This is a genomic window from bacterium (genome assembly GCA_035691305.1).
GTDB lineage: Bacteria > Sysuimicrobiota > Sysuimicrobiia > Sysuimicrobiales > Segetimicrobiaceae > DASSJF01.
Genome location: DASSJF010000054.1, coordinates 1 through 22922, shown reverse-complemented (window position 1 = coordinate 22922; position 22922 = coordinate 1). Strand labels below are relative to the sequence as shown.

19 protein-coding genes and 1 tRNA gene are annotated in these 22922 nt (G+C 67.1%); 5 read left to right on the top strand and 15 right to left on the bottom strand.

Going from position 1 to position 22922, the window contains the following annotated elements:
- Positions 1 to 17: 17 nt before the first annotated feature.
- The 6 genes from VFL28_09655 to VFL28_09630 all read right to left on the bottom strand — a co-directional run bounded on the left by VFL28_09655 (position 18) and on the right by VFL28_09630 (position 6386).
- On the bottom strand, positions 18 to 1262 hold the full coding sequence (locus VFL28_09655; protein ID HET7264925.1) for an ABC transporter substrate-binding protein: 1245 nt from the start codon (positions 1260 to 1262) through the stop codon (positions 18 to 20).
- Between the two features lie 61 nt (positions 1263 to 1323).
- Entirely contained in the window at positions 1324 to 2016 is a 693-nt protein-coding gene (locus VFL28_09650) for an ABC transporter ATP-binding protein (protein HET7264924.1), read from the bottom strand.
- Positions 2017 to 2760: an ABC transporter ATP-binding protein gene (locus VFL28_09645; protein HET7264923.1), complete on the bottom strand. Its 744-nt coding sequence runs from the start codon at positions 2758 to 2760 to the stop codon at positions 2017 to 2019.
- A gap of 83 nt (positions 2761 to 2843) precedes the next feature.
- Complete coding sequence (locus VFL28_09640; GenBank protein HET7264922.1) at positions 2844 to 3920, bottom strand: AI-2E family transporter; 1077 nt, start codon at positions 3918 to 3920, stop codon at positions 2844 to 2846.
- A gap of 11 nt (positions 3921 to 3931) precedes the next feature.
- Positions 3932 to 5182 (bottom strand): MgtC/SapB family protein, encoded by a 1251-nt coding sequence (locus VFL28_09635; protein HET7264921.1) that lies wholly within the window; start codon positions 5180 to 5182, stop codon positions 3932 to 3934.
- Positions 5183 to 5198: 16 nt separating this feature from the next.
- Positions 5199 to 6386, bottom strand: coding sequence for an MFS transporter (locus tag VFL28_09630; GenBank protein ID HET7264920.1), 1188 nt, complete (start codon positions 6384 to 6386; stop codon positions 5199 to 5201).
- A 153-nt stretch (positions 6387 to 6539) separates the two neighbouring features.
- On the opposite strand from VFL28_09630, the gene VFL28_09625 reads away from it, so the two are divergent.
- A tRNA-Asn gene (locus tag VFL28_09625) sits at positions 6540 to 6614 on the top strand.
- 36 nt (positions 6615 to 6650) lie between these two features.
- On the opposite strand, the gene VFL28_09620 is transcribed toward VFL28_09625, so the two are convergent.
- Positions 6651 to 7676 (bottom strand): hypothetical protein, encoded by a 1026-nt coding sequence (locus tag VFL28_09620; GenBank protein ID HET7264919.1) that lies wholly within the window; start codon positions 7674 to 7676, stop codon positions 6651 to 6653.
- A gap of 396 nt (positions 7677 to 8072) precedes the next feature.
- On the opposite strand from VFL28_09620, the gene VFL28_09615 reads away from it, so the two are divergent.
- Positions 8073 to 8567 (top strand): hypothetical protein, encoded by a 495-nt coding sequence (locus VFL28_09615; GenBank protein ID HET7264918.1) that lies wholly within the window; start codon positions 8073 to 8075, stop codon positions 8565 to 8567.
- 230 nt (positions 8568 to 8797) lie between these two features.
- Here VFL28_09615 and VFL28_09610 read toward each other — a convergent pair whose 3' ends face one another.
- The 7 genes from VFL28_09610 to VFL28_09580 form a co-directional block, all read right to left on the bottom strand.
- Positions 8798 to 9763 (bottom strand): AAA family ATPase, encoded by a 966-nt coding sequence (locus tag VFL28_09610; protein HET7264917.1) that lies wholly within the window; start codon positions 9761 to 9763, stop codon positions 8798 to 8800.
- A gap of 240 nt (positions 9764 to 10003) precedes the next feature.
- Positions 10004 to 10849 carry a nucleotidyltransferase domain-containing protein gene (locus VFL28_09605; GenBank protein HET7264916.1) on the bottom strand — a complete coding sequence of 282 codons (846 nt, stop codon included), beginning with the start codon at positions 10847 to 10849 and terminating at the stop codon, positions 10004 to 10006.
- 102 nt (positions 10850 to 10951) lie between these two features.
- Entirely contained in the window at positions 10952 to 11482 is a 531-nt protein-coding gene (locus VFL28_09600; protein ID HET7264915.1) for a redoxin family protein, read from the bottom strand.
- Between the two features lie 18 nt (positions 11483 to 11500).
- The gene (locus tag VFL28_09595; protein HET7264914.1) at positions 11501 to 12187 is read right to left on the bottom strand and encodes a GNAT family N-acetyltransferase; all 687 of its coding nucleotides are present in this window, start codon (positions 12185 to 12187) and stop codon (positions 11501 to 11503) included.
- Between the two features lie 28 nt (positions 12188 to 12215).
- A complete protein-coding gene (locus tag VFL28_09590; protein HET7264913.1) occupies positions 12216 to 14123 on the bottom strand; it encodes a heme o synthase in 1908 nt (635 codons plus the stop codon).
- Positions 14124 to 14198: 75 nt separating this feature from the next.
- Entirely contained in the window at positions 14199 to 15110 is a 912-nt protein-coding gene (locus tag VFL28_09585; protein ID HET7264912.1) for a dienelactone hydrolase family protein, read from the bottom strand.
- A complete protein-coding gene (locus VFL28_09580; protein ID HET7264911.1) occupies positions 15110 to 16384 on the bottom strand; it encodes an MFS transporter in 1275 nt (424 codons plus the stop codon). The genes VFL28_09585 and VFL28_09580 overlap by 1 nt, the downstream gene beginning before the upstream one ends.
- A 69-nt stretch (positions 16385 to 16453) precedes the next feature.
- Between VFL28_09580 and VFL28_09575 the strand changes: the two genes are divergently transcribed.
- Positions 16454 to 17758 carry a M28 family metallopeptidase gene (locus tag VFL28_09575; protein HET7264910.1) on the top strand — a complete coding sequence of 435 codons (1305 nt, stop codon included), beginning with the start codon at positions 16454 to 16456 and terminating at the stop codon, positions 17756 to 17758.
- Between the two features lie 65 nt (positions 17759 to 17823).
- Here the strand turns inward: VFL28_09575 and VFL28_09570 are convergent, their stop codons facing one another.
- Positions 17824 to 18018 carry a hypothetical protein gene (locus tag VFL28_09570; protein ID HET7264909.1) on the bottom strand — a complete coding sequence of 65 codons (195 nt, stop codon included), beginning with the start codon at positions 18016 to 18018 and terminating at the stop codon, positions 17824 to 17826.
- 484 nt (positions 18019 to 18502) lie between these two features.
- On the opposite strand from VFL28_09570, the gene VFL28_09565 reads away from it, so the two are divergent.
- Entirely contained in the window at positions 18503 to 21040 is a 2538-nt protein-coding gene (locus VFL28_09565; protein HET7264908.1) for a tetratricopeptide repeat protein, read from the top strand.
- A 1346-nt stretch (positions 21041 to 22386) separates the two neighbouring features.
- On the top strand, positions 22387 to 22922 hold a 536-nt coding region (locus tag VFL28_09560), incomplete at its 3' end, for a hypothetical protein (protein ID HET7264907.1).

Sequence of the window (22922 nt, the reverse complement as noted above, 5' to 3'; positions counted from 1 at the left end):
GGGAATCGGCCGCGAACTTACGGCGCCATGTTGCAGTGGACCTGGCTGAGCGGCTGGAACGCCTGCGCCGCCGGAATCGTCGTGTCGATCTTCACGTAGTCCCACGGCTCCTTGACGTCGTTCGGCGCTTTGACCTCCGCCAGGTACGCGTCGTGGAGGAGCACGTGGTCCTGCTTGCGGATCTGCGCGTGCCGCGCGAAGAAATCCTGGAACTTGTAGCCCTCGAGCTGCGCCACGACCTTGTCGGGGTCGTCCGTGCCGGCCCGCCGCACCGCCTCAAGGTACTGCCAGGCGCCGGAGTAGTCGCCGGCGTCGGGGAACGTCGGCCGCACTTTCGTGCGCGCGTAGAAGCGGTCGGCCCACGCCCGCGCTTCCTTGTCCATGTTCCAGTACCACGCGGTGGTGAACACGGTGCCCTGGATCGCGGCCGGGGTGAGCGAGTTGATGTCGCTCAGGAACAGAAGGCCGATCGCGAGCTTTACGCCCTGCTGGCGCAGCCCGAACTCGTTGTACTGCTTGACGAGGTTCACGAGGTCCTGGCCGGCCTGCATCGCGCCGAGGATCTGGAGGCGCGGCCGCAGCGTGCGCGCCTTGATCAGGAAGGTCGAGAAGTCCTCGGTCGGGTTGGGGAAGGGCGTGGGATCACTGAGCAGCACCTTGCCGCCCGCGTGCGCCACCGCGGCGGAGAACTTCGCGTTCATGTCCTGGCCGAACGCGTAGTTGGGATAGACGATGTACCACTGGGTGCTGCCCTGCTTCACGACCGCGATCGCGGTGCCGTTGGCGAGCATGTACGTATCGTAGGCATAGTGGAACGTGTACTTGTTGCAGTCCTCGTTCGAGAGCGCCGTCGTCGCCGCGCCGACCGCGAAGAAGAGGCGGTGCTTCTGCGCCGCGACGTGCGCGATCGCGATGCCGACCGACGAGGTCGGCACGTCGATCACCATATCGGCGTTGTCCCGATCGTAGAACTCCGCGGCCTTGGACGCGCCGACGTCCGGTTTGTTCTGGTGATCGGCGGAGAGGACGTCGACCGAGTTCAGGACACCGGGGTATCTCTTCTGGAAGTCGTCGACGGCCATCCGGACCGCCTCGACGCCGTTCTTGCCGCTGATGTCGGCGTAGACGCCCGACTGGTCGTTGATGACCGCGAGTACGATCTTTCCGTGCGCCAGGCGCACGGCGCTCTGCCCGGCGGCCGGGTATCCCCATACCCCCAGCACGAGCAGGGCCGCGCACGACAGTGCCGCCCACTTGCTCATCCCGCACCCCCTTCGTTGTCGCCCGGCCGCGGGACCCCGCCGCGCACCGGGCCTTTCCCGTTTAAACGCCGAGATACGCCAGCAGTTCCGCTTCCTGACGGGCCGCTTCCTGGTTGGTGAACGTGTTGACCGTGCGTCCGTTCACGACGAGGTAGTGCCGGTCCGCGACCATCGTCGCAAAGCGCAGGTTCTGCTCGACCAGCAGCACCGTGAGACCGTGCCCCTTGATGTCGCCGAGGATCTCGCCGACGCGGCGCACGATGATCGGCGCGAGCCCCTCCGTCGGCTCGTCCATCAACAGCAGGCGCGCCCCCATCCGCAGCACGCGGGCGACGGCGAGGATCTGCTGCTCACCGCCGGAGAGCTTGCTTCCCGGGGTGCCGCCCCGCTCTTTCAGGATCGGGAACGCCTCGAAGATCCGGCCGAGGCTCCACGCCTGGTCGCTCACGACCGGGGGAAGGCGAAGGTGCTCCAGGACGGTGAGGCGGCTGTAGATGCCGCGGTCGTCCTGCACCCAGCCCACGCCGAGCCGCGCGATCTGCTGCGGCGGGAAGCGGGTGATGTCGCGGCCGTCGAGCGTGATCCGGCCCTGCTTGGCGCGGTGCAGCCCCATGATGCAGCGCAGCGCGGTCGTCTTGCCCATGCCGTTGCGGCCGACGAGCGTGACGATCTCACCGTCCGGCACTTCGAAGGTCACGCCGTGCAGCACGTGGCTCTCGCCGTACCAGGCGTGCAGGCCTTCGACGCGCAGCATCTAGGCGGCGCCTCCGAGATACGCTTCGATCACCGCGGGATTGGCGCGCAGCGCTTCGTATGTCCCCTCGGCCAGCACGCGGCCGCGCGCGAGGACCGTAATCCGCTGGGAGAGCTCCGCGACGACGCCCATGTTGTGCTCGACGAGAACGATCGTCCGGTCCCGCGCCACGCGGCGCACGACGCCGACGATCCGCGCCGCGTCGTCGACGCTCAACCCCGCCGTCGGCTCGTCGAGGAGCAGGAGGGTCGGCTCGAGCGCGATCGCGAGCCCGATCTCGAGCACCCGCTTGTGCCCGTAGGGAAGCGTCGCGACCTCGCGTCGCGCCATGTCCGCCAGGCCGATCGCGGTGAGGATCTCCTCCGCGCGGCCGTCGAAGCGGCGCAGCACCCGTGCGGAACGCCACCACGTGTAGCCGAGCGGCGTGCGCGCCTGCAGCGCGAGCTCCACGTTGGCGACGACGGACAGGTGCGGGAAGACGCTCGTGATCTGGAACGACCGCGCGATGCCGCGCCGGGCGACCTCGTGCGGGGGCAGCCCCGTGATCTCGCGGCCCTCGAACTCGATCCGGCCGGCCGTCGGCCGGAGCAGGCCGCTCAGGAGATTGAAGAGCGTGGTCTTGCCGGCGCCGTTCGGTCCGATGATCGCGTGCAGCTCGCCCGATTCGACACGCAGATCGACGCCGTCCAGGGCACGGAAGCCGCGGAACTCCATCGTGAGACCGTGTGTCTCGAGAATCGCCATCGCAAACCCCGAGGCGCTAGGCGGAGCATCGAAGAATTGGCAGGGCCGCGCGGTAAACCCTGCCTCGCCCGGCGCCCGGATCTTTAGGCGTCTTCGCGGCCGATCTCGACGTCGTGGTTGGCCTGGATGGCCGCGGCGATCTCCGCGACGATCACCTGAAGCGCGGCGGCCAGCGGCAGGGCGATGAGCCCGCCGATAATCCCGAGCAGCTTGATGCCCGCGAGCAGCGCGACGATCGTCAGCAGGGGAGACAACCCGACCGCGCGTGACATGATGCGGGGCGTGAGGTAGTGCGGCTCGATGTTCATGATCACGACAAAGAACGCAACCGTCGCGATGAGGCGCCAGGTCGGCTGCGACAGTCCGACCAGTATCGCCACCGACGCGCCGATCCACAGGCCCACCATCGGCACGAGCTCGCCGAGGCCCGCGATGATTCCGAGCAGGAACGGATACGGCATGCCGATCAGCAGCAGCGCGACCGAGACCACGACCGCGATCGTGAACGACAGCAGGGATTGGCCGCGGAACCAGCCTCCGAACTTCGTCCCGATCCGCTCGAGGACGAGCCCGCCGCGCGGCCGCTCTGCGGGCGGCAGCAGCGAGAGAAAGGCGGCCCTCATGCTCGCGTGCTCGAGCAGCATGTAGTAGACGAAGACGAGGACGGTTATCGTCGACGTGATGCCGCCGAGGAACGAAAACGCCACGGACGCCGCGCTCGCGCCGTACTTGCCCAGCCCCAGCATCTGCTGCGGCAGGCGGGTGATCTGTGTCGCGAAATCCGGCAGCCAGGTGTAGCGCGTTTGGAGCTCGCCGAGCCAGGCTTGAAACGCGGCCGTCTCTTCGGGAAGATGCTGGACGAACACCCGCCCCTCCGCGGCGGCCGGGATGAGGATCCCGGACAGGATCGCGCCGAGGGCCGCGAACAGGGCCAGATACAGAACGAAGATGGCGGTCCCGCGCGTCAGCCGGACACCCCGCGGGAAGCGGCGGGATTCGAGCCACTCGACGGCCGGCGAGAGGCCGGATGCCAGGATCGCCGAGACGAGCAACAGGATGATGATTTCGGTTGTCTGCCGGACGACCCAGAGCATCGCCCAGGCGAGGGCTACGAGCGCGATGACTGTGGCGACCCTGCCGACGAACTGGCGCTGCGTCACGGGCCGGGGCGTCAGAGCCGGCGGCCGAGCAGGGCCTGTGCGGCGAGGCCGGCGAGTCCGAACGCCAGGATGATCGCGGTGAGCACGGCGAGCCGGCGCGTGTCTTTGGGGTTGAGACCGGCGAACTTCGCCGTCGGCACGTGGAACACGAGGCTCGCCATGGAGGCCAGCACCACGCCGTAGCCGGCCAGCGCCGGAGCGAGCAATCCGCCGGCGGCGAGGGTGCCGGCCGCGGCGGACGTGGACGCGCTGCTCACGAGGCCGCCGATCACCGCGACGAGCAGGAATCCCGGCTGTCCCAGCCACCGGTACGCGAGCTGGCTCGCGAGGGCGATGGCCACGAAGACGATTCCGAACGTCAGCGCGTGGCGCAGCGAGATCGGCGAGCGCATCTCCAGCGGCGCGGTTTCGGTGTCCGCGACGTTCATCCGCGCCGCGAGCAGCAGGCTCGCGGCAAGCATCACGCCGACGCCGATCCATCCGTAGGAGAGCGCCGGCAGGGCGAAGACCCCCAGGATGAAGCCGTTGCGCAGCAGCATCGCCGTGTCCGCGGTCAGCATCCCGGTCAGGCAGAACATCGACAGGCGGCCGTCGTTGCGCGCGCGGCTTGCCAGCTCCGCGACCGTGGCCGTGCTGTTGACGAGCCCGCCGAGGAGTCCGGTCCAGCGGATGCCGCGGGTGCCGTAGAGCCGGAGCAGGACGTAGTTCACGAAGGCGATCGCGGAGATGACGAGCACCACGGTCCAGGCGGCGCGGAGGTCGATGAGCCGCAGCGGATCGACCGGTCCCACGGGCAGAATCGGGTACACGACGATCGCGATCACGCCGAGCAGCAGCGCGCCGCGGATCTCATCGATCGTGACCTCGCCGGCGAAGCGGACCATTTCCGCCTTCCAGGCGAGCAGCATCGTCACGACGACGCCGCACGCGGCGGCGAGCAGGAGCAGCCCCTGCCCGGCGAGGATGCCGAGGAGCGCGGTGGCGAGCACGGCGACCGACGTGGTCATTTCGAGTGAGCGGTCCCGAGCGAAGGACCGCCAGTTCACAAGCGTGACGAGCGGAATCAGCGCGGCCATCAGGATGTAGGCGGCCGTCGGCGAGATCATCCAGGCGAGCGCGAAGGAGAGCGTGATGAGCGCGAAGGTGCGCACGCCGATGTCTTTGTGCGCCCACTCCCGTTCCATCCCGACCATGCCGCCGATCGCGAGCGCGACCGCGGCGCGTTCAATCTGCGGCAGGTACTCGAGGCCTTGCCCGGGCACCGGCGGCTGCATTCCGCTAGGCGCGCGCAGCGACGTGCCGGCCCGCGGCCGCGCCGGAGAGCGCCGCCGTCAGGACGAGGACCGCGGCCGCCGAGCCGTAGGGCAGCGCGATGCCGAGGTGGTAGATCCAGCCGCCCCAGGCGGGGCCGAGGATGCGGCCGAGACTGTCGAACGAGTCCATGATGCCGATGGAGAAGCCCTGACCGGCCGTCGTGCGCTTCGAGATCAGCGATGCGATGCTCGGACGCATGAGCGAATGTCCGGCCCCGGCGATCGCCGCGTAGACGGCCAGCTCCGCGATCGTGTGCGTCTGCGTGATCAGCACGTAGCCGGCGGCGGCCAGAATCAGCCCTCCGACCGTCAGCCGCCCTTCTCCGAACCGGTTGATCAGCCGTCCGACGAGCCCGCCGAGAATCGCCGCCTGCACGAGGCCCACGACGACGAACACCACGCCGATCGCCCCGGCGCCGCCCGTGCTGGTGAGGTGCAGCCGGTCTTGGGCGAACAGCGCGTAGGTGGCCTCGAGCGAGGCCAGCGCGAACGCCCCGGCGAGCGTGACGAGGAAGAAGTAGGCCAGCGGGCCGCCGAGCGCGAGGCGGAACGCGTCGATGCGCGACGGGCGCTCGGCGGAAGAGTCGTGGTGCCGGGCCGGTTCAGGCAGCGCACCCCAACTGAGGAGCAGCGTGACGAGCGCGAGCGCCGCCCCGACGAAGAACGGCAGGGCGAGGTTCGCGCGGCCGAGCAGCCCGCCGATCCCGGGCCCGATCGTGAACCCGAGGCCCATGGCCGCGCCCATCATCCCCATCCCGCCGCCGCGTCGCTCTTCGGAGGTCGTGTCGCCGATGTAGGCCATGGCGGTGGGGAGCGTCGCGGCGCTCAGCACGCCGCCGAGGATCCGTGCGAAGAAGAGCTGCCAGATCTGGTGGGCGAGGCCGAAAAGCACGAACGAGACGGCGTAGCCGACGAGGCCGACCGAGAACACCGGCTTCCGCCCGATCCGGTCGCTGGCCGCGCCCCACAGCGGCGCGAACAGGAACTGCATCGCCGCGTAGCTCGTGGCGAGCAGGCCGATCTGGAGCGGGGTCGCGCCGACGGTGCGCGCGTAGAACTGCAGCACCGGCAGGACGATGCCGAACCCCATCATGACGATGAAGATGGCGAGGAACAAGACGAGCAGGCCGCGGCGGCCGATTCCGTCACGCACGCGCCCATTATACTCAATTGAAATAATCGGTTCACGTTCCCGGATGAGGGTCATGGGGAGGACTCCAGGTGGCGGGGTGGACTTGGTGAGGCGCGCCCGGCCGGGTATTATTGACACGCGCGGGGGTCGTTCCTACAATCACATAGTCGGCGCTCCTCGGTAGCTCAATGGTAGAGCATCCGGCTGTTAACCGGAGGGTTGCAGGTTCGAGTCCTGCCCGAGGAGCCAAGTAAACCCGTGGTTTTCAATCGTCCGGCGTGACGCTCATTTGACCGCGATGCCCTGGAACGGAACTCGCTGCGACGCCGCATCGTATAGCGGTCCTTTCTTAAACACCTGGTCCCACACTGTGGCGAAGGAAGAGTTCACCCAGAGCGGCGCCGTGGTGGCATCGGCGGCGAAGTACAGCACTTGCACGTCGACGGGGGCCCTCGTGTAGACGACGGCGACCGATGACATGTCGAATAGGAAGAACGGGTGCTGTTCGGCGAGCGCGGCCCCGTATCGACGGCGCTCGCCTTGACCGGCCGTCGTAAACCATTCCTTCAAGCGCCTCCCGCCTTCGGATGTCATGTGGGTCATCGCGGCGTCAATGTCCCCGCTGACGAGGGTAGACTGCAGGCTTGCGAGCGCGGCCCGGGTACGCTTGACGAGGTCGCCGAGTGCACCAGGCCGGTCGAACGAGGCGCCGCGCAAGAGCAAGAGGCTCGGATGCCACGCCGGCCTCGCGGCGCCCGAGGATACTCCGAGTGCGATCCTGTGGGTCGCCCGTGCGACGTCGTCGCCGGTGCAGTAGGCCGGGGTGTCGGCGGCGGCCGGTCCCCATCTCGAACCGAACCAATCCGCGACGAGCCGGTACGTCAACGCGTCCGTCCGATAAGGAAGAAAGCCGGACGATCCGTCATCTTCGACCGCGAAGACCATGGGTGCAAACACGGTCCGACCCCCAAGCCGAATCTTCGCGAAGAACACCGTGAACCCATCAAATTCGTAGCCGCGTGGAATCGACAGGAGCTCCGCGACCGCGAATTGTTGAAAATAGGCTCCGGCCTGTTCGTCAAAACGCTTGGGATCGCGGCCGAGCGTCGGGTGGGACAAATGAGAGAGTGTCGCGCGGTCTTTGCTCCGCATCGCCGCGATGACGGCTTTGAGCGCCTGTTCAGCCGGGGTGGCGCTGCCCGCCGCATCCGCCCACCACCGAGACGCCGGGTAGACGTATTCGCTCACGCGCAGGCACGCAGTGGTTTGAATGCCCCGGCGCTCGGCGCTGAATGGCAGTGGTAGGTACACCGACCGACCGCCCTGCGCCGCTGCCGCCCCGCACCCCAGACTCAGGATACTGATGACCGCCAGGAGCCTCTGCGCGACGCGAAGCGTCAACCCAATTGTCGTCATGATGTCACCTGTCTTACCGGAGGGTCGCAGGTTCGAGTCCTGCCCCGAGGAGCCAGTCATTTCCCCCCGAGTTTTCGCAGCTCCGTCGCATCGAACAGCGTTTCGTACGCGCAGATCTTCGCGCCCCGCACCTGGAAGAACGGCGCGATCGGGCCGGGCTGTTCGGGACGAAGGCACGGTCCCCTGTCGGCAATGTCCGGTTGTTGCATGGACGTTACATAGGGCTGACAGATGTGTGATCCGCCGGGCGCATCCTTTCGTGTGTGGGCAACTCTTTTGGAGGTGATGAGGATGGCGGAACGGATGAGGGCGATGCTCGCGGGAGCAGCTGGCGCAGTGCTGCTCGCGGCCGCGCTCGGGGTGGCGGCGTTCGGGGCCGGGTACACAGTGGATACCGCGGCGATCACGGTCAAGGGGATGTCGGCGACTGTGCTCACCGATGAGAAGGGGATGACCCTGTACTATGTCAGCTCCGATACACCGAGCACCAGCAGCTGCACCGGCGGGTGCGCGCAGATCTGGCCGCCGATGCTCAGCACGTCGACGCCGACGTCGGGAAACAAGCTTCCAGGCAAGCTGAGCGTCGTCAAGACCGCAAACGGCGAGCAGGTCGCCTACAACGGGCACCTGCTCTACCGGTACAGCGGTGATACCGCCCCGCACCAGGCCAACGGCCAGGGCATCGCCGGCAAGTGGTGGGTCGCAAAGGTGGATCTGAAGATGGGCGCCGCCGGCCCCGCACCGTCCAAGCCCACCAGCAGCGGTTACGGCAACGGAGGCTGGTAGCTCAGACGAGACGGCGCGCCGGCGCCGCGGTTTGACCGCCTCGCGCGGCCGGGCGTCTTCCGATCGGGAATCCCGTCGACGCCTTCTTGCGGGCCGTTGTGTGTCAGGTAAGATCCAGTAGACACGTTCGCGCCGCTTCGGCCCGGACTCGAGCCGCTTGCGGCGCGTTCGTTTCTATTCGTTTCTAGCTGATACCGGGAGCGGCCCGACGAACGTTGGGGGGCTCCCGTCTACATCGTCGTGAGCAGCGCCGGCCTCCGCGTCGTCCGCTCCGAGGCGAACTGGGCCGCCGCATCGCCGCCCGGCTGCACAAATCCCGCCTCGCGTTGCCACCTCAGGTACGCGGCCGCGGCGCTATCGCCGACCGCGCCGGCGGTGAGCAGCCACCGGACTTTGATGTTTGCGTCTGCGGCGTCGCAGGCGGTGAGGAGTGTGCTCACCATGTCCCACGTTCGGCCCGACGGCCACGGAGAGCCCTGCGCGTTTGGGTCGGCCGGTTCGCAGTGAAGAAAACTCGGCTGCGAACGGACAAACGCGGCCACCTTTGCCCGCGTCGCGGGAAGACCGCGCTGCCAGCCTTCGGGGAGTGCCGGCAGGACGAAACGCCAGCCGGACAGGTATCCTTCGGCCCAACTGTCGGCGTCGGGCGCCCAGGTGACGTGCACCATCCGGTTCGCAAGCGGCGCCGTGAGCACCCGCATGCTCGCCGCGGTATCGGTGGGGTTGAGGGCCGCGGCGCAACGGATGCCCAGCGGCAACTGAAAATCCCCGACGCGGCGCTGTTGTACGATTTGGAGCAGCGCATTCTGCACGGCCGGCGGCGCGTAGGCGATGTCGTCGAAAAAGAGGAGGCCGTCGCCGCCCTGCTTCACCGCCTGCGCGGCGAGGGCGACGGCCCACTGCAGGGATGCGCGCATCGTGCGGGTGTCCAGGGAGCCGCTCGACGACAGATACGCCAGTCCGGCAAAATCCGTCGCATCGTGGATCGTCGCCGTCATCGTGTGGATGGGCCACCTGAACGTATCGGCGATGGACTGAAGCAGCGAGGTTTTCCCGGTTCCCGGGGCGCCGCGCAGCGAAAGCGGGACGTTGGCCAGGAAGGCCAGCCCGATCGCAGTGACCGTGTCTTCCGTCGAGACGGCGGGGATCGATTCGCCGTTCGCGCGTGAATCGCAGACGGCAGGAATGGGATTCATGATGCGTCTCCTCTCACCGCTAAGTGCGCCCATGGTACACTCGTCGCGGTTCGCCTGCGAGAGGAGTGACACCTCACGACATTGAGGTGCTAGGCCTCTGTTGCGTGCAAGTCTAATCGAACTCTCGGGCAGGTATCTGACCGGCCACCGACCGGCCCGCGAGAGAGTCCGCCCGCCGGGCCGGCTCGAAGGTGCCCGGACGGCAGGGCGTCGCGACGGCCCGCGCGCGCGCCAGCCTGGTCAAATGAGGCGTTTGCTGCGCGGCGTCCTTCCGATCGGGAACCCGGCCGCCGTGCAGGCCCCCCGCACGACGGCGAACTGGCGCTCGTCCAGCAACTGCTTCGTCTCTTCCGCGGCGAGCGCGTAGAGTTCCAGCGCCGCGCCGCAGGTTTGCTCGAGAGTCTCCGCCTGCACGCCGAGCGTCCGGCGGTGGGCGCGCCGCCACGGTTCGCCCATGCCGGCGACGATCGCCTCGTGAAGCTGCGCATCCCCGTCGTACAACGTCCGGCGGTGCACCGCCATCACCCGGGGCAGCTTCATCGCCAGCGCGGACCGCTGAACGGCGGCGGCGCTGTAGCGGGCGGCGCGGAGGCTGCCGACGAGTTTGAAGACTTCCTCCGCGTAATCGGTGACCTGTTCGGCCACCCACGCGTCGGCCCGCGCGCCGAGCGCATCCCAAGCCCACGCGAGCGCCTCGCGCTTCAGACCGGCGGCGATCTTCTTGGGATCATACACGATCACGGCGCGCCGCCAGCCGGGAATCGGGCTGAGATCCGCGAGATCGGCGAAGCCTTCGCGGAGCTGCGCCGGCGTCCGCCACTGTACCGAGACGACGAAGGGCTCGTGCACTTCCAGCCGGCGGGCCGGTCCGCGCCCCACGGCGATGAGGTCCACGTCGGAGTGGTCGTGGACGTCCCCGCGCACGCGGCTGCCGACGAGCACGACCGCCTCCGCCCGCTCTTGGGCCAGGCGATCCGCGATCTCGCGCGCCGCCCGTATGACCTCCGGGGCGACGCCCTCTGCGCCGCGGGCGGCGGGTCGCGGGGCGCTGCCCCGGCGCGCGCCCGAGTGCTGGGTACCGGCCATTGCCGGGGAGATTCGCCGCGGCGAAACGAAGCCCCCACCGCGGCGGAAATGACCGCGGGCCGGACGGCTGCGCCGTCCGGCCCGCCACGGCCGCGACCCCGGCTAGATCTTCTCGCCCAAGAGGGCTTTGATCTGCCGCTCCGTCACGTCGTAATCGCCCTCGCCGATGTGCGTGTAGCGAATCCGGCCCTGTTTGTCGATCAGGTAGAGCGCCGGCCAGTACGCGTTGTGGTAGGCGTTCCAGATGCGGTAGTCGTTGTCCATGACGACGGGGTACGCGACCCCGAGCCGGGCGATCGCCGCGCGCACGTACGCCACCTGGCCTTCGTGGGCGAACTCGGGCGTGTGCACGCCGACCAGGACGAATCCGCTGTCGCGATACTTCGCGTACCACTCCTTCATGTAAGGCAGGACGTTGAGGCAGTTCTCGCAGCCCGCCGTCCACATTTCCACGCCGACCACTTTGCCGCGTAGCGACGCGAGCGTCACCGGCCGGCCGTCGGTGTTGAACCACGGTCCGCCGCCGGTGAGTTCGGGCGCCGCGGTCGCCGCGAGGCCCGGCACCGCGTGAAGGGTCAGCATTCCCGCCGCCAGGGCGACGGCGCACGTGGTGATCGCTACAAGGGTTCGCATCGGTGTCCTCCGGGATCGTCACTCCGTCAACCGGAACCGTATCCAGCGGGTGTAAACTTTTGATAAAGCCCGCGGCGGCCGCCGGCCACCCTGTGATCTCAGCCGCCCGGGGCGCCACCGGATCCGAGCGTAGTCGGCCTTCACGAGCGCGTACATGTGCCGGTCTTCCAGGTTTCCGTCGGGGCCCGGGGTCACCGCGCGCGCGGTGCCCTCGTAGACGAACCCGAGTCGCTTGACCACCGCTTCGCTGCGGACGTTGCGCGGGTGCATGAAGATCTCCACGCGCTCCGCGCCGAGACGGTCGAACGCGAGGCAGGTCAGCAGGCGAACCGCTTCAGAGACGTAGCCCCGGCCCTCCGCGCTCGTGCGGATCCAGTAGCCGATTTCGAAGCACCGCCGCTCCCAGTTGATCTTGTGGAAGGCGCTGCCGCCGAGGTACCGGCCGCTGGTGCGGTCGAAGATCCCGACGACGAAGCTCTCACGACGCCGCCACAGCCCGTGCATCCGCGCGATGTCGCGGCGCTCGTCTCGCAGCGACCGGCACTTGGGCACCCACTCCAGCCAGCGCTCGAGGCGTGTCCGCGACTCTTCGATCGCGTCCCATACCGCCGGCGCGTCCGAAAGCCGGAGCCGCCGCAGACGCACGCGCGGACCGATGATCTCGCGAGGGACCGTACGGAGAACTCTCTTCGCGGGAGCCGTCATGCGCTGTCCGCCGCCTCGAACGCGCAGCTCAGATCAGCCGGTCGATCACCATTGCCGTGAAGAGCAGGCCGAGATAGAGGATCGAGTATCCAAAGAGCGCCATCTCCAGCCCGGGCCGCCGGAGCGCCAGCACCGCCCACGCCAGGCCGACGAAGACCGCGTCCAGCGCGACCGCGGAGACCGCGTACACCAGGCCGAGCGCGTGGAGCGGGACCCAGAGCGCGAGCGTCGCCGCGCTGAGGACGAGCGAGTAGATGAAGATCTGCCGGCGCGTCTCCGCGTCGCCCCGAACGACCGGCAGCATCGGAATCCCGGCCGCGCGGTAGTCGTCGGCTTTGCCGAGCGCGAGCGCCCAGAAGTGCGGCGGCGTCCACAGGAACACGATCGCGAAGAGCGCGACCGCGGGCGCGTCGATGCGCCCGGTGGCCGCGGCCCAGCCGACGAGCGGCGGCACGGCGCCGGCGGCGCCGCCGATGACGATGTTCTGCGGCGTGGACCGCTTCAGCCACAGCGTGTAGACGCCCACGTAGAACAGGATGCCTGCGGTCGACAGCGCCGCGGCGAGGAGGTTCACGCCGAGCGCCATCACCGCCATCGACAGACAGCCGGTCACGACGCCGAACACGACGGCCTGCGAGGGGCGCACGCGGCCCGCCGGGACCGGACGCAGGCAGGTCCGCCGCATGATGGCGTCGATATCGCGGTCGACATACATGTTGAAGGCGTTGGCGGAGCCCGCCGCCAGCGTGCCGCCGAGCACCGTCAGAAAGAGGGCCGCAAGCGGCAGGTGATGCGGCGAGGCGACCATCATCGTCGTGATCGTCGTGATGAGCAGCAGGAGGATGATGCGCGGTTTCATCAGCGCGAGGTAGTCGCGCGCCGTTGCGGCCGCGCGCCCGAGCGGCGTCTTCGGCTCGTCCGCGGTCCAGGCCAGCGCGTCCGCCGCCACCTTCGCGTCCGCGAAATCGTCTACCGAGCCGCCCGCAATTGTGGGCATCGGTCGCGGCGCGCGTACCGGCGGGACGGCGCGGTCCGCCCCGGCCGGCGACCGCTCGGGCGCCGGCCGGGTCAGCGCGGTCAGGACCACGAGCGTCGCGAACAGCGCCGCGGCGAGGCCGAGGTGCACACCCTGCACCGCCGGGGCCAGGCGCGTCGCGACGTTGAGCACGCCCGCCGCGATCTGCAGGGCGACGCAGAGCAGCGCGAGGTTGGCGGCGACGGCGAGGCGGCGGATGCGCAGCCGCGCCGCCGCCGCCGCGGTCCAGATCACCAGCGCGGCCACGACCAGCGCCCAGAACCGGTGCAGCATGTGAATCTGCGACGGCGCGTCGGGCGGCACCACCACGGGACCCCGGCAGAACGGCAGGTCGGGACAGGCAAGCGCGGCGCCGCTCGAGCCGACGTAGCCGCCGATCAGGATCATCACGAACGTCGCCGCCGCCGCGCCGAGCGAGAGCCGCCGGAACCCGTCGGGCGCCGCCGGGCCCGCGGGCCGCAGCGCGTTCGCCGCCTGCACGAGCAGCCCGCCGAAGAACAGCATCGCGACGCCGAGGTGCGTGGCGACGAGGCCCGGGGTGAGCTGCAGTTTGACGGTGAGGCCGCCGAGCACGATCTGCACCGCGACGAGGACCAGCACCGCAAGCGCGAGCGGACCGCTGCCCGAGACCGACCGCCGTACCCGGAACGCGAGCGCCGCGGTGAGGAGGACGAGGACGCTCACCGACGCGGCCAACAGCCGGTGGCCGTATTCGATCAGGACGAGGCCGTCGAGGGGCGGCACGAGCCGGCCGTGGCAGAGCGGCCAATCCGGGCAGGCCAGGCCCGCGCCCGTGATTCGGACGAGCCCGCCGAGCAGCACGAGCAGATACGCCGCCACGGCCGTCGTCACAGAAAACGCGCGGAATACTCGGATGGAAGCGGGAATCGGCTCGGTCACGTCGCTCGCCGAATCATATCATCAGGCGCAGGCGCCCGGTACTCCTTCCAGGATCGCGGCCGCCGAGCGCGCGTGTCAGGCGGTCAGATGCTTTTCGTACCAGTCGAGCGCTATCTTCCAGGCGTCTTTGGCGGCTTCCGGCGTGTATCCGCGCCGCGTGTCGTCGAAGAAGCCGCGACCGGCCTTGGCCTCGATCTTGTACGTCCAAGGCGTGCCCGCCTTTTTCATCGCGGCGTCGAGTTCTTTGAGGTCGGCTTCGTCGTGGCCGTCGCCGTCGCCGAAGACCGCGAGCACCGACGTCGAGATATGGGGTACCAGATTCAAATTCGGCACGCCGCCGTAGTAGATCGCCGCCGCTTTGACGTCCGAGTTGTCGGCCAGCAGGAACCACGAGAACACCCCGCCGAGCCCGAACGACAACATACCCACGCGCGTCTTGGAGACGAGCGGGTGCGCTTCCAGGTAGCGCATCGCGCTGTTCATATCCTGGACGAACTTGGGGATGGGAATTCGCGTCATCGCGTCCGCGACTTTGGCGTCGCCGCCCAACTTGGCGGTGCCTCCGGATCGGGACAGCAGATCGGGCACGAGCGCGACGTAGCCCAGTTTGGCGAGGCGGCGCGCGATGTCGCGGTAGTGCTCCGAGAGGCCGCTCGCGTCGTGCAGTATCAGGATCGCGGGATACGTCTCTCCCCCCGTCGGGGTGGCGAGGTACCCCTGCAGCGTGGTGAGAAACGCCGGAAACTCGATCGGCGCGGCCGAGATCGACGGGTCGTCGGGCTTGACGGTGATGCCGGTCGTCCCGGCCTTGTCGGGCGGCCAGCCGGGTGGCGACGGAGGCGCCTTCGGCGCCGCGGCCCAGGCGCGCCGCGCCTGCGGGGCGGTAAGCGTGCCGGCGCACAGCGACCCGGCCGCTCCGGCCAGCAGGTAGCGCAGGAATCGCCGGCGTCGCAGCCCTCCACCTGACAAATTGTCGTCGTGATGCATCACGAGCCTCCCGCGGCGCCGGCGTGCGCGCCACGTACGGAACTACGAGTCGTTTCGACATTCGGGTTCCATGCCCCCGGTGGGTCGGGGGGCAGCAGCAGCGCGATCGCGAGCGCCGCGAACGGCAGCAGCGCGGTCACGTCGAGCGCCCGCAGCACGCCCCACCGGTCCGCGATCGCCCCGAGAATCGTCGTCCCGATGCCGCCGGTGCCGACGGCGAAGCCGATGATGAGGCCGGAGATGAGCCCGATCCGTCCCGGAATGACCGACTGCGCCATCACCATGACGACGGCGAACGTGCTGACGGCGGCCATCCCGGCGATCAGCGCCGCGGCCAGGCCGATCGGGCCGACCGCGCGGGGCATGAGCCACAGCAGCGGCGGCAGGATCGCCATCGAGACGAGGAGCATGCGCCGGCGACCCCACCGATCCGCGGCGATGCCGCCGAGCAGCGTACCGACCGATCCGGCGCCGAGGAAGAGGCTGACCAGCAGGCCCGCGTACGTCGGTGTGAGATGGCGCACACCGGCGAAATACAGCGGAATGAAGCTCGACTCGCCCGTCGACGTCCAGGAACGCAGGACGACGAACGTGACGAGGAGGCCCAGGACCGTCTGCGCGGTCATGCGGCCGACCCGCGGGGCGGCCGGCACGCCGGACCTCCGTCCGTCCATCTCCTCGCCGGCGGCCGCACGGGCGGTCTCGTGCCACTCCGCTTCGAGTTCGCTGCGCCGGCGCGGCGAAGCGACGAACCACAGGATCACGGCGGCGGGAATGCTGAACACCGGCATATAGAAAAGGCCCCTCAGGCCGGCGAGATGTAGCGCCACGCTGGCGGCCGCCGGGCCGAATCCGTAGCCCACGTTTCCGCCGGCGGAGAAGTACGACATGCCCGTGGCGCGCCGTTCGCCGCTCGCGAGGCCGGCCCACTTGTACCCTTCGGGGTGGAACGCGGCCACGCCGAGCCCGCAGAGGAAGATCATGGCCATCATGAGTGCGAAGTGGTGGGCCGCCACCGCCAGAATCATGCCGGTCCCCGAGATCAGCGCCCCGGCCGGCATGAGCCAGCGCATCCGGGCCCGGTCGCTCAGCACGCCGAACGCGGGCTGCACGATAGAGGAGCTGATACTAGCTATGAGCACCACCAGGCCGACGTCCGTGTAGGATAGATGGTACTGCGTCTTAAACAGGGGGAGCAGCGCCGGCAGCGCGCCCTGCGAGAGATCGGTCGCGAAGTGGCCGTAACTCAACTGGAGCAACACGCGGCGGTTCACAGACGGTGCTCGTTCGACGAACGAATGATGCCGGCCTCCCCGGAGGGCGGCGCGACGCGAGGTGGGAACGTGAAGGGAAGCCGGAGGATCGTACGCGCGGCCGCGATCATCGCGATCGCAACGGCCGCGCCCGCGGCCATTGTCGCGGCGCCCGCGGGAGGGGGCGTCGCGCCGCAGGGGGCGGTGGTCCGGGTGTCGGGCCAGCGCGCGTACCAGCACGTCCTCGCACTTTCGCAGAAGATCGGACCGCATCCCGCCGGCTCTCCCGAAGACAAAACGTCGGGGAATTACATCGCGTCGCAGTTGACCCGCGACGGCTGCACCATAGAATGGCAGTCCTTCACGTTCCCGTACTTCCACGTGAAGCACGTGGCGCTGACGGTTCCGGAGGTCAGCCCGGCGCTGCACCCGCGCGCGATGGAATACTCCCCCTCCACGCCCGGGGCGGGCCTCACCGCGGAAGTGGTAGACGCGGGACTGGGGCGGCCGGGTGACTTCGGCGGCCAGGCCGCGGCGGGTGCGCCGGTGCGCGGCAAGATCGTGCTCGTGCGGCGCGGCGAGATGACGTTCCGCGCGAAGGCCGAGAACGCAGCCGATGCCGGGGCCGCGGCGGTCGTCGTGTACAATTCGCAACCGAACGACTTTTCGGGCACCCTAGGCCAGGCGACCCGCATCCCCGTCGTGTCGCTGTCGGGCACCGAAGGACAGCGGCTGCTCGACCGCGTACGGACCGGCCGCACCGTCGCGCGCCTGGACGTGCAGACGGTCAACGAGCAGCGGACGACGTGGAACATCGTGGGCACGAAGGCCGCGCCGGGGACCGCGGCCGGCGGCGATGCCGGGCGGGTCTTGATCGTCGGCGCGCACCGCGATACCGTCGCCGAGGCGCCGGGCGCGAACGACAACACCTCCGGGGTTGCGGCGGTGCTCGAGACCGCCGAGGTGCTGAAGGACGTACCGCTCCCGGTGACCGTTCGGTATGTGCTGTTCGGCGCGGAAGAGGATGGGCTCTACGGTTCGGCGGAGTACGTCAAGCATCTCGAGCGCGGCCGGATCATCGGCATGATCAACCTCGACATGGAGGGCGTCGGCGACCGGCTCATCCTGGCCGGCAAGGGCGACGACACGATGGTTCGTACGGCGGCGCGCCTCGCGGGTGATCTCGGTATCCGCGTCGAGGTCCACGCGGCCGAAGGCGGTAGCGACCACGCGAACTTCGAGAGGGCGGGCATTCCCGTCGTGTTCCTGTTCCGGCCCGACGATCCGTACTACGATACGCCGCGCGACACCGTGGACCGGGTGTCGCCCGCGTTGCTCGAGGCGTCCACGAAGCTCGCGGTCGCGACCGCGCTCGTGGCTGCGCAGACGAAGTAGTGCAGCTCGGTCCTGCACGACGGCGGGCGCCCGTCGGGCACCCGCGGGGAGCCATGGACCGGCGTCTAGGGAAGAGGAATGATCCGGTGTAACAGCAGCGTCGCCAACAGGCCGTACGCCATCGCGAAGAACGACCCCGCGACCAGGCGTTCCTTCTCCGGGACGCGCAGGAGATGCAACGTCAGCGCGATCGTCGGCAGTCCCAGTCCGAGCATCAGCGCGGTGCGCAATCCGATCGAGACGAGCGGTGCGGCGAACACCGGAACCCTCCGTCCGTCAGAGTCCCGGTGCGTTGGTGGCGGAAACATCATTTCCCTTCCGCCCGGGCCGGCGTCGTCGCCGTGCGGCCGTGCCACCTGGGTCGGCCGTGGTGACTGCGGCGGAATCTCCGGCCCGGGTGCGGCGCCGACTGGTGCGTGCGCGCCTTACGTGCCGATTCCGTTCTCGACAGCGTGAACAGGATCCAGCCGCTAAACACCGGCGCGACGATTCCGCCGATCAGAGACGCCCAATGGTCGCCGGCACGGGATAGGGGAACGGCACCTCAAAACGCCTACGAAACATCTCGCGCTATAGTCAGCCATCAGTACATTCGAATGGTTGGACGGCCAGAACTCCCGGTGCGGAGAAGCGGTGTCGCGCGCAGTTGTCCCCGATCGTTCGAAGAATTGAGTCCGAAGGTTCAGCCTTTCGAGGCGACGAACCCGACCTCACCAGGAACAGCGGCATCATGGAGGCTGACGAATGGCTCGTCGGCCGAAGACGCGGATCCCCAGGCCGAAACAGACAAAGCCACAAGCTTCTCGGCCCAAGATTCCGCCGCCTGTCCCGCGTCGCCACAACCTACGTACTCAACTTACAAGTTTCATCGGGCGAGAGCGCGAGATCGACGAGATCAAGCGCCTCCTCGGCACGACGCGCCTCCTCACGCTCACTGGCACAGGCGGCTGCGGCAAGACGCGGTTAGCGTTGCGGGTAGCGGACGATCTTCTCAACGAGGCTCCCGATGGAGTTTGGGTAGTGGATCTGGCGCCGGTCTCAAATCGCGCTGTTGTGCCCCAAACGGTCGCTGCGGTGCTAGGAATTCCCGAACAACCGAGACGACAGCTGCAACAAACGTTAGCCGCTTCACTCAGATCCAGATCACTTCTTCTGCTGCTGGACAATTGTGAGCACCTGCTTGGTTCCTGCGCTGATCTCGTAAATGCGCTCCTACAAGGCTGTCCCGACCTGCGAATTCTGGCGACAAGTCGGGAACCGCTCGGCGTTGCTGGCGAGGTCCGATGGACGGTGCCTCCGCTTTCTCCCCCGAATCTCCAGCACCAAGTAAGCATGGACGCCGTATTGCGCAACGATGCTGTCCGATTGTTCGTCGACCGTGCAAGAGCCGTACGATCGGAGTTTGCGATCACCGAAAATAACGCTCATACAGTTGCCGACCTCTGCCGACGGTTGGATGGTATTCCGCTAGCAATCGAGATGGCGGCAGCGTGGGTGCGAGTCTTAGCCGTTGGCGAGATTCTTGGCCGGCTCACTGATCGGTTTCGGTTGCTCACGAGTGGAAGTCGTGCGACTTTGCCCCGGCATCAAACTCTGAAGACCGCGATGGACTGGAGCTACGATTTGCTGCCGGCGAATGAGCGTATTCTCTTGTCCCGCCTATCCGTGTTCGCTGGCGGGTGGTCGTTGGAAGCCGCTGAGACAATTTGCTCGGAAGGAGAAGTCCAAAGGGCCACCATCTTCGATTTGTTGACTCACCTAGTGGATAAGTCGCTTGTGATCGCGGAGACAAGCGGTGCCGGCGCGCGTTATCGACTATTGGAGACGGTTCGTCAGTATGGCGAGGAACGGCTTCTGGAGTCCGGAAAGGCTGCTGACGCACACAGGCGACATCGAGACTGGTACCTGAGTTTCGCGGAAAAGGCCAACGTAGCGCTACGTGAATCCCAGCAGGCCACGTGGCTGCAACGGCTCGAGACCGAACATGATAATCTACGGGCGGCGATAGAGTGGAGCAAGAAGGAACGTAGCGGGGCTGGCGCTTGGTTGCGGTTCTCAGCTGCGCTCCACGAATTTTGGTTTATTTGCGGCCATTATACTGAGGGGCGTGAGTCGCTCGAAGGAGCGCTCACTGCCAGCATCGACTCATCGGCGGCGGTGCGCGCATTGGCGCTCTCTGGCGCCGGCCTACTTGCGTGGCGACAAGGCGACGCGAGCGGAAGCGTCTATCTTCACGAAAGCCTTGCTCTATTTCAGAAATTGAACGATCAGCGGGGCGCTGCCTATGCACTCCACCATCTGGCGCACTTTGCGGAAGGCGAAGCTGATTTCCACCAGGCGGTAGACATGTTTGAACAGAGCGTGTCTCTCTACAAGCAAGCACAGGATACGTGGGGCGTTGGCTGGTCTTTATACTGCTTGGGAACAGCGATGCTGCTGCAAGGTGATCATGAGAAAGCAACCCCGTTACTTGTAGATAGCTTAGCCCTTTGCCGCGCCGCAGGGAACAGATTTACGACTGCTTATGCTCTCGGTGGTCTAGCCGCGGTGGAAGCGCTTCGAGGCAATTACGACCGAGCCACCGTACTTATCGAAGAGGGCTTGACGCTCGGACAACAGATTGGGTCGAAGAACTACATCGCCTGGGCGAAGGTTGGGCTGGCGAATGTTGCGCTGGCTCAGGGCCACTACGATCGAGCGGCGATGCTGTTTCGGGAAAGCCTCGCCATGCTTCAAGAGCTCGGAAACAAAAGAGGTCTTTCGGAGAGTCTCGAAGGCCTCGCGGTCGCGACTTCGGGTCAAGGCGATTACTTGGAAGCAGCGCGGTTGTTCGGAGCATCCGACGCCTCGCGAACTAGAACCGGTCCGAATTTCTGGCCCGGCACTCGGACTGACCGTGATCAGCGAATCGCTACCGTACGAAGTGCGCTAGGCTCGCCGGCATTTGCCACTGCGTGTGCAGAAGGCCGAGCGATGACGCTTGAGCATGCCGTTGAACATGCGCTAACACCATCCGCTCGGAATCAAGTGAGGCCTCACGGGCGCGCGAAGTCTCCAGCAGTGAAACGAACCGGTCTATTGGCCCCCCGTGAGAGAGAGGTGGCGACCCTTGTCGCTGAGGGAATGACAAATCGAGAGATTGCCGATCGTATGTCCATCAGAGAAGGTACCGTAGAGGCTCATGTCCAGCACATCCTTAATAAACTTGGTATGAATACCCGTGCGCAAATCGCCGCTTGGATAGTTGCGCACCAAAGAGAGTCCGCTCCGCCGTTAGACTAGAATCTCCGCGTCTGGGCCTCCCTCCCCGCAAGGAACCTATCCCTATATAGGATTTCCCGGATGGAGTCCGCACCCGTTTCCCTTACCCTTTTGGCAGGGGCCAGAGGGGGGCTATGCCGTGCAGGTTCTTGCCGGGCTTGTCGTTGCGGCGATAATTATCGGACCAATCCCCGATGCGACAGCGTGGAGTCCCCGCGCGGTTGTTATTTTTCCAGGTCATGCTCTTGGGCCTGTTACGCTCGGAATGTCTGCGAGAGAAGCTGACGCGGCGGCGGCACGGTTTGCGCGCACAACCGGCCGCGTCATCGATGTGCTCTTTCGAAACGGGGTGGTGGCAGCCGTCGGAAGTGCCCTGACCGCGCACATCGATGTTCAGTTGCCCGACGATAACAAGTCGTTCCTTCCACGAGATGCAATCGGAGGGCAAAGTACCCTCGATATCAACGGGTCTCCGGACCAACTCGTCAACGTATTCGGCGCCCCGAGGGTTGTCCGTGAGAGTCGCGACAATCTGGCGCTGATGTTCGCCGCTGGACTCATAGCGTACATTCAGCGAACGCAGGCGCGAGGTGCCACAGTGAGCTATCTCGCCGTCCAGGAAACCGGCAGCATGGTGGTGCCGTCGATCGGCAATCTTGCCCGATGGAGTCCGGGGCCGACGAGAGGCATCGTCGTCACTTATCTCCCAATCCAATCTATGGATCTCGTTCCCGTGTCGAGCATCGGTCAACTCGCTCCCTGGAGTGGTGAGTCATCCGAAGCGGCTATCGTTCCAGGGCGCTCCATTGGCCCGGTAACGCTTGGTATGCCAATTTACAAAGCACGCGAGACCGCCGCTCTATTTGAGTACCAGACTGGATGCAATATTGATCTGCTTGCCGCACGTGGCGTGGTGATCGCGGCGGGTAGTCCCTGGGGCGGGTGCTTGACTCTTCAAGTGCCACGCCAGACTACGCCACCCGTAGACGGTATCGGCGATCCTCCGGCATTGCTTGCGGAAGTGTTCGGCCGGCCCCAGACTATGCATCTGGGCGGGGATCGCGTAGCGCTCGTCTTTGCCGATGGGCTCGTGGCCCACGTTGGTGTTCTCCACGTACATGGTGGTTTCGTGACCTACCTGGCGGTCCAGCCCCGTGGTTGGAGATCGGTGCCTGGGATCGGTCATTTCATAGCTTGGCCGGAGGAGCACAGCCGTCACACGATGCCACAATCATCAACCGCCTATTCGATCCCGCCAAGCGAGCGCGCTTTTCTACTCTACAGCGATGGAGGGAGTGGTAATGGGTTGCTACCTCCACCACCGAGTCCCTAGAGCGCGGGGTCAGTGTACAGCGATGCGCGGATTCGTGAGCGTTGTTTTTCTGCTGATGGTGTCGACCTCTGCAAGCGCCGCGCCCCAATCGGAACAGTATCCAAGGCTTGCGGCGTCCGCCGATGGCACCGAGCGACCAGCGTTCGTCGATCAGATCCCACAGATCATCCCTGGAGTGCAAGTCGGGCCAGTCAAGCTCGGGATGGCTGCATATGATGCTGCGGGCGTCGCACTCGCATTTGAACGAGCAACTGGCTGCCAGATCGACCTGCTTATCGTAGCCGGTCGTGTTGTCGCAGCTGGCACACGGTTTGGCGGCTGTCTCCATTTATCGCTCTCCCGTGTGCCCCCCAGCGTAGCGAGCACTTTAGAGTTGCCTCCGCTGCATTGGGATCCCGTGATGGACGGGCCCGCTTCAGATTTTGTTGCCGCGTTCGGTGCTCCGATCGAGGTGGGCTTGAACATGAATCGTTTGGCACTAATCTGGTCGCAGGGTCTCGTGGCTCACGTCGGCGGCATTCGGAACGGTGACGGCAATGTCACCTATCTCGCCGTAGTGATGCCCGGAAC

Coding starts and splice junctions, on each gene's coding strand:
- VFL28_09655 (HET7264925.1), bottom strand. CDS start 1,262: ATGAGCAAGTGGGCGGCACTGTCGTGCGCGGCCCTGCTCGTGCTGGGG.
- VFL28_09650 (HET7264924.1), bottom strand. CDS start 2,016: ATGCTGCGCGTCGAAGGCCTGCACGCCTGGTACGGCGAGAGCCACGTG.
- VFL28_09645 (HET7264923.1), bottom strand. CDS start 2,760: ATGGCGATTCTCGAGACACACGGTCTCACGATGGAGTTCCGCGGCTTC.
- VFL28_09615 (HET7264918.1), top strand. CDS start 8,073: ATGGCGGAACGGATGAGGGCGATGCTCGCGGGAGCAGCTGGCGCAGTG.
- VFL28_09610 (HET7264917.1), bottom strand. CDS start 9,763: ATGAATCCCATTCCTGCCGTCTGCGATTCACGCGCGAACGGCGAATCG.
- VFL28_09605 (HET7264916.1), bottom strand. CDS start 10,849: ATGGCCGGTACCCAGCACTCGGGCGCGCGCCGGGGCAGCGCCCCGCGA.
- VFL28_09600 (HET7264915.1), bottom strand. CDS start 11,482: ATGCGAACCCTTGTAGCGATCACCACGTGCGCCGTCGCCCTGGCGGCG.
- VFL28_09595 (HET7264914.1), bottom strand. CDS start 12,187: ATGACGGCTCCCGCGAAGAGAGTTCTCCGTACGGTCCCTCGCGAGATC.
- VFL28_09585 (HET7264912.1), bottom strand. CDS start 15,110: ATGCATCACGACGACAATTTGTCAGGTGGAGGGCTGCGACGCCGGCGA.
- VFL28_09565 (HET7264908.1), top strand. CDS start 18,503: ATGGCTCGTCGGCCGAAGACGCGGATCCCCAGGCCGAAACAGACAAAG.